The sequence below is a fragment of the Bacillus sp. 166amftsu genome, from assembly GCF_900107445.1.
Taxonomy (GTDB): domain Bacteria; phylum Bacillota; class Bacilli; order Bacillales; family Bacillaceae_G; genus Bacillus_A; species Bacillus_A arachidis.
On record NZ_FNQA01000005.1, the window covers coordinates 84448 to 99376 of the forward strand.

General features: G+C 36.9%; 12 protein-coding genes. 10 read left to right on the forward strand and 2 right to left on the reverse strand.

Annotated elements, in window-relative coordinates; genetic code table 11:
* Positions 1-200: 200 nt before the first annotated feature.
* Positions 201-1739 carry a thiol-activated cytolysin family protein gene (locus BLV40_RS15220; RefSeq protein ID WP_090691372.1) on the forward strand — a complete coding sequence of 513 codons (1539 nt, stop codon included), beginning with the start codon at positions 201-203 and terminating at the stop codon, positions 1737-1739.
* Positions 1740-2766: 1027 nt separating this feature from the next.
* Here BLV40_RS15220 and BLV40_RS15230 read toward each other — a convergent pair.
* Complete coding sequence (locus BLV40_RS15230; RefSeq protein ID WP_081810963.1) at positions 2767-2913, reverse strand: YflJ family protein; 147 nt, start codon at positions 2911-2913, stop codon at positions 2767-2769.
* A gap of 554 nt (positions 2914-3467) precedes the next feature.
* Between BLV40_RS15230 and BLV40_RS15235 the strand changes: the two genes are divergently transcribed.
* The 9 genes from BLV40_RS15235 to BLV40_RS15270 all read left to right on the forward strand — a co-directional run bounded on the left by BLV40_RS15235 (position 3468) and on the right by BLV40_RS15270 (position 13038).
* Entirely contained in the window at positions 3468-4892 is a 1425-nt protein-coding gene (locus BLV40_RS15235) for an amino acid permease (RefSeq protein ID WP_090691681.1), read from the forward strand.
* Between the two features lie 16 nt (positions 4893-4908).
* On the forward strand, positions 4909-6237 hold the full coding sequence (gene gabT / locus BLV40_RS15240) for a 4-aminobutyrate--2-oxoglutarate transaminase (RefSeq protein WP_090691374.1): 1329 nt from the start codon (positions 4909-4911) through the stop codon (positions 6235-6237).
* Between the two features lie 23 nt (positions 6238-6260).
* On the forward strand, positions 6261-7703 hold the full coding sequence (locus BLV40_RS15245) for an aldehyde dehydrogenase family protein (RefSeq protein ID WP_090691376.1): 1443 nt from the start codon (positions 6261-6263) through the stop codon (positions 7701-7703).
* 21 nt (positions 7704-7724) lie between these two features.
* On the forward strand, positions 7725-8078 hold the full coding sequence (locus BLV40_RS15250; protein ID WP_090691379.1) for a DUF3870 domain-containing protein: 354 nt from the start codon (positions 7725-7727) through the stop codon (positions 8076-8078).
* A 131-nt stretch (positions 8079-8209) separates the two neighbouring features.
* Positions 8210-8368: a hypothetical protein gene (locus BLV40_RS28655; RefSeq protein ID WP_170833669.1), complete on the forward strand. Its 159-nt coding sequence runs from the start codon at positions 8210-8212 to the stop codon at positions 8366-8368.
* A gap of 96 nt (positions 8369-8464) precedes the next feature.
* Positions 8465-8713: a hypothetical protein gene (locus BLV40_RS15255; protein WP_244525417.1), complete on the forward strand. Its 249-nt coding sequence runs from the start codon at positions 8465-8467 to the stop codon at positions 8711-8713.
* A 283-nt stretch (positions 8714-8996) separates the two neighbouring features.
* Entirely contained in the window at positions 8997-9935 is a 939-nt protein-coding gene (gene glaH / locus BLV40_RS15260; RefSeq protein WP_090691384.1) for a glutarate dioxygenase GlaH, read from the forward strand.
* A gap of 72 nt (positions 9936-10007) precedes the next feature.
* Positions 10008-11231: an L-2-hydroxyglutarate oxidase gene (lhgO, locus tag BLV40_RS15265; RefSeq protein WP_026590695.1), complete on the forward strand. Its 1224-nt coding sequence runs from the start codon at positions 10008-10010 to the stop codon at positions 11229-11231.
* A 355-nt stretch (positions 11232-11586) separates the two neighbouring features.
* Positions 11587-13038: an MFS transporter gene (locus BLV40_RS15270; RefSeq protein ID WP_026590694.1), complete on the forward strand. Its 1452-nt coding sequence runs from the start codon at positions 11587-11589 to the stop codon at positions 13036-13038.
* 197 nt (positions 13039-13235) lie between these two features.
* Here the strand turns inward: BLV40_RS15270 and BLV40_RS15275 are convergent, their stop codons facing one another.
* Positions 13236-14669 (reverse strand): alanine/glycine:cation symporter family protein, encoded by a 1434-nt coding sequence (locus BLV40_RS15275; RefSeq protein ID WP_090691388.1) that lies wholly within the window; start codon positions 14667-14669, stop codon positions 13236-13238.
* Between the last annotated feature and the right edge of the window lie 260 nt (positions 14670-14929).

Sequence of the window (14929 nt, forward strand, 5' to 3'; positions counted from 1 at the left end):
TAAAATCATAAAGAATAAGTCACATCTTAGCAACAACAAAAGAGGAGGCAATAACATGACAATCGTAATGCCAATTTTAAAATTTGTAGGTGGAGTACTTCCATTCGTTCAAGAGCTTTTAAAAGCATTTATGTAAGTTTACTATTTAGCAATTATTTATAAATAATGATCATACCTTAATACGAGAAAAAAGGAAGAAGTTGATTTTTATGAAAATTACAAAAAGGAATAAAGGAATAAAATTCCTAGCATGTTTAGCAGTTAGTTTATGCACTATTAATTATTCATCTATTTCCTTCGCGGAAACAAAAACAAGTAATTCAGCTGATGTAACAAAAAATGCTAGTGGCATTGATACTGGTATAGCAAATCTAAAGTATAATAATCAAGAGGTTTTAGCAGTAAATGGTGATAAAGTAGAGAGTTTTGTTCCGAAAGAAAGTACAAATTCAAATGGTAAATTTGTAGTAGTTGAACGTGAGAAAAAATCACTTACAACTTCACCAGTGGATATTTCAATTATTGATTCTGTGGCTAATCGTACATATCCAGGAGCAGTACAACTTGCAAATAAAGCATTTGCAGATAATCAACCTAGTTTGTTAGTAGCTAAGAGAAAACCATTGAATATTAGTATAGACTTACCTGGTATGAGAAAAGACAATACAATTACTGTCAAAAATCCTACATATGGTAATGTGTCTGGTGCAGTAGATGAATTAGTATCTACTTGGAATCAAAAGTATTCAAAAACACATACGTTACCTGCAAGAATGCAGTATACAGAATCTATGGTGTATAGTAAATCTCAAATAGCAAGTGCTCTTAATGTTAACGCTAAATATCTTGACAATGCACTGAACATTGACTTTAAAGCGATTGCAAATGGAGAGAAAAAAGTGATGGTTGCGGCATATAAGCAAATCTTTTATACCGTAAGTGCAGAACTACCTAACAATCCATCAGACCTTTTTGATAATAGCGTTACTTTTCCAGAGTTAACTCGTAAAGGGGTAAGTAATACGGCTCCGCCTGTTATGGTGTCAAATGTAGCTTATGGTAGAACAGTTTATGTGAAATTAGAAACATCATCTAAGAGCAAAGATGTACAAACTGCTTTTAAAGCCTTAATTAAGGGGCAAGGCGTTGAAGCGAGTGGACAGTACAAAGATATTTTTGAAGACAGTACCTTTACCGCTGTAGTATTAGGCGGAGATGCAAAAGAGCATAACAAAGTTGTTACAAAAGATTTTAATGAAATCCGAAATATCATTAAAGATAATGCAGAATTAAGTTCTAAAAATCCAGCATACCCAATTTCATATACAAGCACTTTCTTAAAAGATAACGCAACTGCTGCTGTTCATAACAATACAGATTATATTGAGACTACAACTACAGAATATTCTCGTGCTAAAATGACGCTTGATCATACTGGTGGATATGTTGCTCAATTTGATGTATCTTGGGATGAATTCTCATATGATAAAAATGGAAAAGAAGTACTAACACATAAAACCTGGGAAGGAAACGGAAGAGACAGAACTGCTCATTTCAATACAGTCATACCACTTCCACCGAATTCAAAAAATGTAAAAGTCGTAGCAAGAGAATGTACAGGTCTTGCATGGGAATGGTGGAGAACAATTATTAATGAACAAAATGTTCCATTAACAAATGAAATAAAAGTTTCAATTGGAGGAACAACATTATACCCATCGGCTAATATTAGTCATTAGGTAAAAGTGAAGCGCCCTGTTTATAGGGCGCTTTTTTAATTGGTTGCAAGAATCCCACTGGTTTTTCCAGCTTGCTCCTTTAGGGGGGAGTGTCAATAACATAAAGTATTGTAAAACCTTTAATATCCCACTTCACAAGTACTGAACGGAAAGTGAGTGCTATGAACTATTGAGTCTGAAAGAAAAATTGGTTCTTTTAGCTTATGAAAGAAAGTACTTAGCATCAAGAAGTATGTATCCTATGAAGGTTAAGAGAAGAACAAGAGTAAAAAAGATTGTTTTTTGCTTTTTACTTCTATTTTTAAACCATCCCCATCTTTTGCTATCCATATCTAAGCAATAGTAATCAACCACAAGAAATAACAGGATGAGTAAGAAATAGAAAAAGATTTTCAGTATAATCATCTCCTTTTTATTCCATTTTAATAGAAATAACAAAATGTTCCATTAAGAATATTCTAATCATGTCAGGATTACATAACAAAACATTATATGAAGTAAACATAGGGACTAATTCTATATTCAACAAGGATTAGACCTTATATTCTTATTAAAAGCTTTATGAAAGAATATATGTTTCACTGGTTTTTCCGAAGATACTAACTGCTCTTAAATAAGATAAAAGTAAATAATAAAAAAATCGCTATCTGAAGCGATTTTTTTATTATTTGTATTGATTGTTGTTAAGGAATAGTAATTACATACGGTACTGTAAATATCTTACCTTTATGCTGGAATTGTCCCCATATTTTATAAGTGCCGCTAGTTGGAAATTCTGTATGGAACATAGCTCCAGGTCCCATAGTCTTGGTATCGACTGGATGTACATGAAGGTATTTTTAATTGCATCTAGATATGTTTCAAGGTCAGTAATTGGTGTCTTCGTAGCTGCATCTTTTATGTTGAAAAGGAAGAAAAAATCTCACATGAAATTAAACTTATATAATCTTAGTTTGATGGGTGTGCGGTGCTACCTTATATATTCGAAAGAACAGTCGATATCGTTTTATCGATGAATCATAATAGATTACTTACCTTTAAGTTCTTCTTGTTTTGCAGCTAATAAATTGCGTAAAACATGGGCACGATAGCTTTCTAATTTTCTTCCTTCATAATAACGAACGCCTATTTTTTTAAGTTCGGCTACGTACCATCCTTTTGTTCCGTAATACATGGAAATCACTTCCTTTTTTACTTTTAAATAGTATATGTTTTGGAATTTATAAATTTCGTTTTTTTATAGCGAATGACTGAATTTAAAATAAATGTTGAATATTCAGTCTATTTGTATTATTATTAGCTTATTATCGGATGACAGTGATTAGCCTCTCTGCATGCCCGGATATGATTTCGTTCAATTTAATCGAGGATGATTGGCTTCTTTCCACTTGAACTTCCTTAGCAGGAAGACGAGCCATAAGGATAGAGACAGTAAAATCCAATGTAATTCTTTACATTGTTTTTCTGGCTCTTTTTATTGTTTCTATTTATCCCGTCTTAACGGGCAGTAAGACTCCACGCCTCAAGATTCAGAAGGTGGAGGATAATTGCCCATAAAGGTCCGATTCGTTCAATTAATAATCAGTGGGGATGAAGAACCCGCCCGCTGATTAAAGTTTCACTTTATAGGAGGATTTTGAGAAAGCGTTATCAATCATGGGTGATGTTTCGATATTATGTATGTTCACTTTAAGAAAAGGATTTATGAAAATAAATACTTATAGGTTGGTGATCTTTTTGGTGCAAGAAAAAAAGGAATTACAAAAAGACTTAAAAACCAGGCATATAACAATGATTTCGATTGGCGGGGTTATCGGGGGAGGCTTATTTGTAGGAAGTGGGACAATTATTCAATCAACAGGTCCAGCTGCCATTTTGTCCTATATCATTGGCGCTTTAATGGTTGTACTTGTGATGCGGATGCTCGGGGAGATGGCTGCGGTAAACCCTGATAGTGGTTCATTCTCAACATATGCACATAAGGCAATTGGACCTTGGGCTGGGTACACAATCGGTTGGTTATATTGGTTCAATTGGCTCATCATTATCGCAATTGAAGCGGTATTGTTAGGCGTGATGATCAATAATTGGTTTCCTTCCATACCAACATGGATAGCGAGTTTGTTCGTGATTATCCTTATGACAATGACAAATGTTTATTCAGTGAAGTTATATGGAGAGTTTGAATATTGGTTAGCATTTATTAAAGTTGTAGCGATTCTTGCATTTTTAGTGTTAGGAATTGCAATGATTTTTGGACTTGTTCCTAACGTAGATAGACCAGACCTTTCGATGATCTCTGAAAACGGGGGCTTTTTTCCAAAAGGGATTATGCCTGTATTGCTCAGTGTTGTATTTATTTCTTTCTCCTTATCGGGGAGTGAAGTAGCAGCGATTGCGGCCGGGGAGTCTGACAATCCAGAGAAAAACGTAATAAGAGCGATTAACAGTGTTGTATGGCGTCTTATGATTTTCTTTGTAGGGTCTGTAACGATTTTGGTCATTTTTATGCCGTGGAACAATGCAGAATTATTGAAACTACCATATGCAAGTTTATTTCAGATGGCAGGAATCCCTGCTGCTGCAGAAATTATGAATGGAGTTGTGTTTCTGTCGCTCCTTTCGGTTATGAATTCCGGAATATACACGAGTTCTCGTATGTTATTTTCACTTGCGAAAAAGGGAGACGCTCCTTTTATTTTTTCAAAGTTAAACAGTAGAGGGACACCCGTTTGGGCAATCTATGCAAGTATTGTATTTGCATTCATTTGCGCTATGCTCAAGTTCATATCACCTGATAAATTATTTGCTTTTTTAGCGAATAGCTCAGGCGGCGTTACAATGCTGATGTATATGTTCGTTGCCGTTTCACATATTCGGTTAAGAAGAAAAGCTGAAAGAGAAGACCCGGGGCAACTAAAGGTAAAAATGTGGTTATTCCCTTACCTCACATATGCAACACTTGCGATGATTATTACGATATTTGTTGCACAAGCGTTTATAGAGGATATGAGAATGCAATTTTATATGACGATGTTAGCGACTGCTATCGTTATCGCAATTTATTTCTTAAGAGATAGAAATAAACGAGTACCGATAAACGAAGAGTTTACGATTATACAAGATTCGAAAGTTAGTTTAGAGAAGGAGTAAGAAAGGGGTATGTTCCATGTTAAAAGAAAAGCAAAATATTGTAACGACAAAATCTAATAGTCTACATGAGAGAAGAAACAATGCGGTGCCTGGTGGCCCTTATAATATTACGCAGTTATATGTAGGGTCGGCAAAAGGAGCAATCATTACGGATGTAGATGGCAATGAATTAATAGATTTTGCAGGCGGGATTGGTATGCAAAATGTTGGGCATTGTCATCCGAAGGTCGTACAAGCCATTCAGAGCCAAGTGGAATCTTCTATTCATAGTTGTTTTCATGTAGCACCGTATGAAAGCTATATTGAACTAGCTGAGAGATTGAATGAATTAACGCCAGGAGATTTTAAGAAAAAAACAATGTTTGCTAATAGCGGGGCGGAAGCGGTAGAAAATGCTGTGAAAATCGCTAGGAAAGCGACTGGGCGCAGTGCCATCGTTTCGTTTGAACGTGCATATCACGGACGTACACTTCTGACGATGTCGCTTACGAGTAAAGTAAAACCTTATAAGCATGGATTTGGCCCGTTTGCATCAGATGTATACAAGCTGCCTTATCCGTATTATTACCGCGCAGAAGACGGCATGACGAAAGAAGAAGTAGATGAGCGAATTTTAGCGTATTTCGAACGTTTTATGTTAGAGGAAGTAGCGAGTGATAATATTGCTGCCATCATTTTGGAACCGCTTCAAGGTGAAGGTGGATTTATCGTTCCAAGTGCTACGTTTATACAAGGCGTTAGAAACCTTTGTGATAAATATGGAATTATCATGATTGCTGATGAAATTCAAACGGGCTTTGCTCGTACAGGAAGTTTGTTTGCGATAGATCATTTTGGCGTAGCTCCTGATTTAATGACATTTTCCAAATCCATTGCTGCAGGGATGCCGCTTAGCGCAGTAACAGGAAGAGCGGAATTGATGGATGCTCCTGGGCCGGGACAACTTGGTGGTACTTTTTCAGGAAGTCCGGTTGCTTGCGCAGCTGCACTCGCTGTTTTAGATGTAATTGAAGAAGAGCAATTAGTAAAACGTGCTGAAGTCATCGGTAGCCGTATGATGGAAGTGTTCCATAGCTGGAAGGAAAAATATGAATGTATTGGAGATGTAAGAGGCCTTGGGGCTATGACGGCGATCGAACTTGTCAAAGATCGCAATACGAAAGAGCCAGCAACAGAAGAAGTAAAAGCGATTATGCAAGAAACGCATAACAAAGGTGTAATCACAATAAGCGCTGGAATTTATGGAAATGTCCTTCGTTTCTTACCGCCACTTGTTATTACAGATGAACAACTTGAGGAAGGGCTTGCGATTCTTGAAAGTGCGATTGCGAATCTATCAAAATAAGAAACAATGATGGAGGTAGAAGAATGCAGTTTTTCAATTATATAAATGGCCAGTGGAGAGAGCCATCTGCGAATCAATATTCGAAAAATTATAATCCGCATAACGGAGACGTGTTAGGGGAATTTCCACTAAGCTCAAGAGAGGATACACAATCCGCGATCGCATCCGCGAAAGAAGCGTTTCAAAGTTGGCAAGGGTTATCATTTCATGAGCGTGCTAGCTATTTGTGGAAAGCAGCTGCAATTTTAAAAGAACGAGTGACGGAAATCGGTCAAGATTTAACAAGCGAAGAAGGAAAGACGCTTACGGAAGGAATGGGAGAGACGAAGCGAGCAATCAGTATTCTTGAATACTATGCAGGAGAAGCGAATCAGCCAGTAGGAGAAATGATTCCTTCGGCAAATCCGAAAACGATGCTCTACAGCAAACGTGTAGCAGTTGGACCAGTCGGACTTATTACGCCGTGGAACTTTCCAATTGCGATTCCCGCATGGAAAATGGCGCCGGCACTTATTTACGGGAATACGGTTGTCATAAAGCCTGCTGAAATTACGCCAAAATCAGTCTATCACCTTGTGAATGCTTTTCACGAGGCAGGAATTCCTGCTGGAGTGATTAATTGTGTATTCGGAAAAGGTTCAGTCGTTGGAACGGAATTAACAGAAAACCCGGATATAAAAGCGATATCCTTTACTGGTTCGAATAGCGTCGGAAAAACCATTCAGCAAACCGCGATTGCAAGCGGAAAGAAAGTGCAGTTAGAAATGGGAGGGAAAAACCCATTAGTCGTATTAAAGGATGCTGATGTTCAGAAGGCAGTCGATATTGCGATAAGAGGTGCATTTATGTCAACGGGGCAAAAATGCACAGCGACAAGCAGAGTGATTATTGAAGAGGACATTTATGAAGAATTTCGAAGTGAGCTCCTATTGCGTACAGAAGCGCTTAAGGCTGGAAATCCATTCGAACAAAATACGTTTATGGGGCCGTGCGTATCCGAGAGTCAACAGCACGCTGTTTTATCGATGATTGAAGTTGGAAAGAAAGAGGCTTCATTACTTTGCGGAGGCGACGTACCAGAAGAAGATGAGTTAAAACAAGGATATTATGTCCTGCCGACTATTTTTGAAGACGTACCGCAAGACGCGCGAATTGCGAAAGAAGAAATTTTCGGCCCTGTTATTTGTTTATTTAAGGTGAACAATTATCAAGAAGCAATTTATTTGGCGAACGATACAGAATATGGGCTGAGCGCATCTATTTGTACAAATAATCTCAGTCTAGCCCAGCAGTTTATCGATGATATGGAAGTTGGAATGGTCCATGTCAACTCAGAAACTGCAGGAGCAGAGCCGCAAGTTCCGTTTGGGGGAATGAAAAATTCGAGCGCGGGACCACGTGAACAAGGAAAAACAGCTGCAGAATTTTATACAAGAGTGAAGACAGTATATATCGATCAAGTATAAGTTATAAAATGGGGGATGAACATGTGTAAAGGTACTTTTTTCATGGCAGGACACTCAAGACTTCCGAAAGGGATGGCTGTACGCAGTGTCTATGAAACATTAACAATTACAATAGAAGCAGATCACAAATATCACGTTATAATTGAAGCGTCATGTACCCTTGCTACTGAACATGGGAGAGACTTTATTGCTCAAATGTTAAGAGGACATAGTTTACGAGATGGTATTGAAGATATCATTCAAGAAATCACGTATCACTATCAAGGAAAAGCGCAAAATGCAATTATTAGCGCTGTAAAAGATTTATATCGTCAATATACAAACTATTTAAATGGCAACAAACCGCTAGAAGAGTGCGAGGAGACAAATCTATAACAAACTGCCTAGTTTATTGCACTTTATTCTGTAAAGAGCGTTCATAGACGAGAGCCAGTTATATTTCAGCTTATTTAGTGAGCGGAATATAACTGGCTTTTTTATGTTTATCTAATGAGGAGGCTGATAAAATGTCAAAATTAAATCAAGGTGTAAAGCAAAAAAGAGGGTGCGCGAAAAATGGTATGGTGAAAACGTGTAACATATGTAAAGCGTGTGTCCAGGAAAAAGAAAATGAAAAGTACATGTCAAAAGAAGGTTCTCTTAAATATAAAAATTATAATAGATGAATATAGTGTGAATCATTGCTGCTTCATATACAATAAAAGTAGGATTGCTCTTCTACTAAAGAGCAGTTTTCAGAAGGAGGGAATGACTTGGAGAAAATGAAAGTAGAATTTGAAGTAAAAGGATTCGGTGAAGAAGAGCTAGTAAATGTTGAGGGTGCCTATAAAAGTATTGAAATTGCAAGAGTAAAAGGGTTATCAAAGGAAACTACATTAGGCGAGTTAGAATCTATTTTAACAGCTATGTTTGATGAAGTTGAGAAAAAATATGAAAATCCACCACAATTTACTGGAAGAATCACGATTCGAGCAAAGAAAGAGAATGCTGAGATTAAGTATTATGGTTAACTACATGAAAATAAATAATAAAAACATATTGACAGTGTAAATATTTTGAATTATCATATAATTACAAAGTGATAAGATCCATACGAGAAATTAGCCTTCTCTATATCCGATCTTCATTTTCTGTTTTGCACATATTTTCATAAAAAAACTGTCTATTATTACTGTACTTTAAGAGATTAAAGAACACTCGTAATTTAAAGCCAGTTGTACGTTTTCTACAATTTTTATTGTAGATGCGTATGACTGGCTTTTTCGTTTTATTTAAACTAAAGGAGGAAATAACATGTCAGTGATTACAAAGCAAGAAGTGAAGATGAAGTTTGCGAAGAAATATGAGGGGTATGAAATTGTGCCTCATCCAGAACATAAAAGGTTGTATCATATTGTGTTAGACGGGCAATTGCTTGGGCAGTTTTTCGAAGGGGTAAAAGAACATTCGGAGCAATCCTTACAATATATTCCGTATTCGCGTTTTATTATTGCGGATCAAATGAAAAAGCTCTTTGGTGAATCCTTTATGGAAAATGTTCGAGGTATTATTCATGACCGTGAAACGGGCGGGTTTACAATTGGTGTACAAGGCGAAACGACTGATGCAGGAGACTATGTGAAATTTGCAACTGCATTAACACATTTAATTGGTACGTCTAACTTTGACGCGATGACAGGAACGTATTACGCAAGATTTAACGTGAAAGATACAGATAGCAGTGATTCGTATCTTCGCCAAGCATATCGATTATTTACGCTTCATACAGACGGGACATTTGTTGACGAACCGACAGATTGGCTCCTTATGATGAAAATAGAGGAAAAGAATGCAGTAGGCGGCGAATCACGCCTGCTTCATTTAGATGATTGGGAAGAACTTGATAAGTTTCGCAATCATCCACTCGCATCAGTTAAGGTTACGTACAAAGCGCCTCCAAGTAAAAATGCGCAAGAAATCGTATACCGTGAAACATTTTTTGATGTAAACAATGCACCGTGCATTTGTTTTATTGATCAATTTGCTTATCCGGATAATATTGAACAGGCAACATATTTGAAGGAATTATCATACTCTGTTGAAAACTCTCCAGCAACACACGCATTAAAACTACCAGTTGGGGATCTTGTTTTATTAAACAATTTATTTTGGATGCATGGGCGCGCTCCTTTTGAGAAAAACAAAGATCTATATCGAGAACTCATGCGCCAGCGCGGCTGTTTTTCTAAATAATACATGTGGCGGGTCTTACAATAAGGCCTGCCTTTCCTAATATAGGGGATACAGACATAAGGGGGAAGTTAAATGTATGATTTTCTAATTATCGGCGGAGGAATTGTGGGGCTTTCAACTGGAATGGCCTTAACGAAAAAATTTCCTCATGCCAAAATCGCAGTAATTGAAAAAGAGAACGAACTTGCGCATCACCAAACAGGACATAATAGCGGTGTCATTCATTCTGGCATTTACTACAAACCAGGTAGCTATAAAGCGAGATTTGCAAAAGAAGGAAACGCAGCGATGGTTCAGTTCTGCAAAGAAAATGGCATTGCCTATGACATGTGCGGAAAGGTGATCGTTGCAACAGAAAAAGAAGAAATTCCTCTTTTGCATAACCTGTATGAAAGAGGTCTACAAAATGGGCTGAACATTTCAAAAATCGACCAAGGAGAACTAGCGGAAATCGAACCCCACGTAAAAGGAGTAGGAGCTATTCGCGTTCCTTCTTGCGGCATTGCCGATTATAAAGGAGTCAGTCATACATTTGCACGTTTCATAGAGAAAAGCGGAGGAGAAGTACACTTAGGTACAAAAGCAGAACGAATTTTTGAACACAAAGATTTCGTTACAATCGAAACAAACAAAGGCGTCTTTGAAACAAGATTTCTCATTAATTGCGCTGGACTACATAGCGACCGAATCGCAAAAAAAGCAGGAATACTAACAGATATGAAAATCGTCCCGTTCCGAGGTGAATATTATGAACTCATTCCAGAAAAACGTCATCTTGTAAAACATTTAATTTACCCTGTTCCCAACCCAGACTTTCCATTCTTAGGCGTTCACTTTACAAGAATGATAAATGGGGACGTACATGCTGGGCCTAATGCAGTGTTAAGTTTTAAACGTGAAGGATATACAAAAAAGGATTTTGATATAAAAGACTTTATGGAAACAATGACATACGCAGGCTTTTGGAAGATGGCGATGCCGAATATGAAAGAGGGCATGAAGGAAATGATTCGTTCTTTTAGTAAACAATCTTTTCTTAAAAGCTTGCAGCATCTCATACCAGAACTTACAGAGAAAGACATCGTTCCAACTCATGCTGGTGTAAGGGCGCAGGCGATTCTATCGAATGGAAATATGGTAGATGACTTCTGTATTATCCCGGGCATCAACTCTATGCATATTTGTAATGCACCGTCTCCAGCAGCAACGGCTAGTTTGAAGATTGGGGAGGAAATTGCGGGGAAAGTGCCGGATGTGGTTGTGGACCGAAATTTCTTGTCAAAAGCTACTTTTTGAAGTAGCTTTTTAATTTTTTTTGGCGAATACCGAAATTTATTGAATTACGGATATATGTTGAGAAACAAGCGATATATTTGGAAAATAAATGGTATAGGAGAAGAATACTCAATATTTCTGTATAAAATATGGGGTATACGGATGTTTCCGAAATATTTATAGGGTGTATCCCTTTTTATGAAAGCGCTTTATTATGTGATCTATACCCCATATCGTTAGACAAGGAATTGATTTTATGAAACAATAGTAACAGGTAAAGAGAGGGTGCTTTTCCTTAAGTGCTTCGTATTGAATTTATTCTATAAGAGAAAGTGTGCTTAATGATTTAAATGAAATAAGGAGCTGTTTTTATTATATGCAACAAAAAAATAATTTAGATTTTGGACCTCAAGATGTAATTGTAGTGAACCCAAAACAAGCCAGGAAAGCCGTTATTGCTACTGGTATTGGGAATGCAATGGAGTGGTTTGACTTTGGCCTATATGCGTATTTAGCGGTTATTTTAAGTCAATTATTCTTCTCTGGTGTTCACGATAGTGGCTTACAGCTTGTATTAACATTTGGTACATTTGCTGCTGCCTTCTTAGTTAGGCCGATTGGTGGTATTTTCTTTGGTAGAATTGGTGATAAATATGGCCGAAAGATTGTGTTAAGTACAACTATTATCTTAATGGCACTTTCGACATTATTCATTGCACTACTACCAACCTACGAACAAATTGGAATTTGGGCACCGATTTTATTATTAGTTGCTCGTATGGTTCAAGGGTTTTCCACAGGTGGGGAATATTCAGGAGCGATGGTGTATATCGCTGAATCATCTCCCGATAAGAAGCGTGGTATACTTGGTAGTGGTCTTGAAATTGGGACGCTTTCTGGTTACATCGCGGCTTCAGTAATCGTTACTGTTTTGACGGTAGTGTTAACAGATGAACAAATGCTTAGCTGGGGATGGCGTATCCCGTTCTTAATTGCTGCCCCAATTGGTTTGGTCGGTTTATATTTACGCCGCCATTTAGATGAATCTCCTATATTCCAAGAGATGGAAAAAGCGCAGGGAGATTCTGAAGAAGATGAACAAATTCCGTTTATTGATATTTTGAAATATCATAAAAAAGACTTTCTTTTAAGCACAGTAATTGTTGCCTTCTTTAATATTACAAACTATATGATCCTTTCTTATATTCCTTCTTATCTAACACAAGTATTAAAAATTAAAGAAACGACTGGTTTAATCATTATTTCAATTACGATGGCACTCATGATTCCACTGGCGCTTTATTTCGGGAAATTAAGCGATAAAGTTGGTAATAAACGTGTAGTACAATTCGGATTACTCGGTTTGACAGTATGTTCAATTCCTGCCTTTTTATTAATCAGCAATGGACATATTGCAGCTATTTTTATAGGTATCTTTGTTTTAGGTTTCTTCCTTAGTGTTTATGAAGGAACACTGCCTTCTTTATTACCATCTCTCTTTTTCACAGATGTACGTTATCGTGCACTCTCGATATCATTTAATATCTCCGTATCCATATTTGGTGGAACAACACCGCTCGTATGTTCATATTTAGTTCATGCTACTGGAAATGCACTTGCACCCGCATTTTATTTAACCGGTGTCAGCTTAATTGGCATCATTGTATTTAGCCTACTATTTGTGACAACGTCAGGTCGTGCCTTGAAAGGTTCGTACCCGACTGTAGAAACGAAAAAAGAAGCACACGCAATAGCGAAGCAAGACCCTGAAGAAGCACTTTGGTGGCACGAAGAATCTTTAGAAATTGAAGCAGTGAAAAATTCATAATGTGTATGAAAAGTAACTTGTATTTTTGCAATTTTTAAAACTCTTTGGTTGAATAAGTAACGCATCGCACTTTTCTCTAATTCAAACAAGCACAAAAATGAGTAGGATTATGCATTCAAAAAAATCCCCCTTATTACAAATTCAATTTGTAATAAGGGGGATTTCTCATAGTAAGAAATTGGATTTTCTTTCTTTTCCTATACGGCTTGTTTTTCTTCCTTTGAATTCTCTTTTTCCCAACACTCTGTATTCTGTAAGCCAGGAATAGAATCAGCTTGGAAAATTGGTGTTTTTCCAGCTTTCTTTTGTTTTATATAGTCTGCTAAAGCGGCATATGCAAACTTACCAAGAAGGGTAATGGCAATTAAATTTGTAAATACCATAAGACCCATAAAGAAATCAGCCATATTCCAAACAGTTTGAAGTGTCGCAACGGATCCGAATAAAATCATCGCAACTACTGCAACGCGATAAATCATTAACCATGATTTACTTTCTTTAATGAATGCAATATTGGTTTCACCATAATAGTAGTTTCCTAGTAATGAACTAAACGCAAATAAGAAAATAATAATCGCTAAGAAACTGCTTGCCCATGAGCCGATTTGTGAACTTAATGCAATTTGTGTTAACTCAATTCCTTCTAAATTCGCTTGCTTATATGCCCCGGAGCATAAGACGATAAATGCTGTTGAAGTACATACTAAAAACGTATCAACGAAAACGCCAAGCGCTTGAACAAGTCCTTGCTTTACAGGATGAGTGACATCTGATGTAGCGGCGGCGTTTGGTGAACTACCCATACCCGCTTCCGTTGCGAATAAACCACGCTGAATACCATACTTCATTGCTGCCCCGATGCCGCCAGCAATTGCTTGATCTAAACCAAATGCACCTCTAAATATTTCTAGAAAAATATCAGGTAAAATATAGAAGTTTTTAATTACAACAAAAACAGCTACGGCGATATAAACAATCGCCATTGGCGGAACAATCGTTTCTGTAATACGTGCGATACTTTTAATACCACCAAAAATAATAATCGCAACTAATGCAGCCATTACAATTCCTACGATGTACCGTTCTAAACCAAATGCGTTTTCAAATGCTAATGTTACTGTATTTGCTTGTACAGAGTTGAAAATTAATCCATAAGTAACAGTAATCAGGAGTGAGAACCAAACGCCCATCCAGCGTTTATTTAGTCCCTTCTCCATATAATAAGCGGGACCCCCGCGGAATCCACGTCCGTCTTTTATCTTATAAATTTGTGCAAGTGTACACTCTACAAAGCTTGTAGCAGCTCCAATAATCGCGATGAACCACATCCAAAAGACTGCACCGGGTCCGCCCATTGAAATAGCTAGCGCCACACCAGCTAAGTTTCCGATTCCAATGCGGGCTGCTGCACTCAAACAAAATGCTTGAAACGGGGATATGCTATCCTTTTTCTTTGTCTTTTTGTTAAAGCCATTACTGATTAATCGTACCATGTCACCAAAATGGCTAATTTGTACAAATTTCAATTTAAAAGAAAAATAAAGCCCGAGGCCGATTAACATTGCAATAAGAATATATGACCATAAAATGTTATTCGTTATCTCAAGGAATCTACTAAAAATATCAATCATATCATGCACTTCCTTTTTTTATTTATAAGAAAAGTATATTTAAAAAATATCGTAGAAGCAAATGTAGTATGAAATAATGGTTCTTAATATCGTTTTAAACAACATTATACTTATTTTTCTGACTATTTTGTTTTTCTTAAATAATTTCAATGGGAGAAAGAAGAATTTTTATTCAAAGTAAGTTGTGAAATTTTAAAAACTAGAGAGAAGCTTAGTCTAGTTTTTATGAAAAGGAAACTTGAATGATCCTGAATGATGGT

Excerpts from the sequence above, each read along its gene's own strand:
- BLV40_RS15275 (WP_090691388.1), bottom strand. The coding sequence starts at position 14,669 with ATGATTGATATTTTTAGTAGATTCCTTGAGATAACGAATAACATTTTA.
- BLV40_RS15245 (WP_090691376.1), top strand. The coding sequence starts at position 6,261 with ATGCAGTTTTTCAATTATATAAATGGCCAGTGGAGAGAGCCATCTGCG.
- gabT (WP_090691374.1), top strand. The coding sequence starts at position 4,909 with ATGTTAAAAGAAAAGCAAAATATTGTAACGACAAAATCTAATAGTCTA.
- glaH (WP_090691384.1), top strand. The coding sequence starts at position 8,997 with ATGTCAGTGATTACAAAGCAAGAAGTGAAGATGAAGTTTGCGAAGAAA.
- lhgO (WP_026590695.1), top strand. The coding sequence starts at position 10,008 with ATGTATGATTTTCTAATTATCGGCGGAGGAATTGTGGGGCTTTCAACT.
- BLV40_RS28655 (WP_170833669.1), top strand. The coding sequence starts at position 8,210 with ATGTCAAAATTAAATCAAGGTGTAAAGCAAAAAAGAGGGTGCGCGAAA.
- BLV40_RS15255 (WP_244525417.1), top strand. The coding sequence starts at position 8,465 with ATGAAAGTAGAATTTGAAGTAAAAGGATTCGGTGAAGAAGAGCTAGTA.
- BLV40_RS15270 (WP_026590694.1), top strand. The coding sequence starts at position 11,587 with ATGCAACAAAAAAATAATTTAGATTTTGGACCTCAAGATGTAATTGTA.
- BLV40_RS15250 (WP_090691379.1), top strand. The coding sequence starts at position 7,725 with ATGTGTAAAGGTACTTTTTTCATGGCAGGACACTCAAGACTTCCGAAA.
- BLV40_RS15230 (WP_081810963.1), bottom strand. The coding sequence starts at position 2,913 with ATGTATTACGGAACAAAAGGATGGTACGTAGCCGAACTTAAAAAAATA.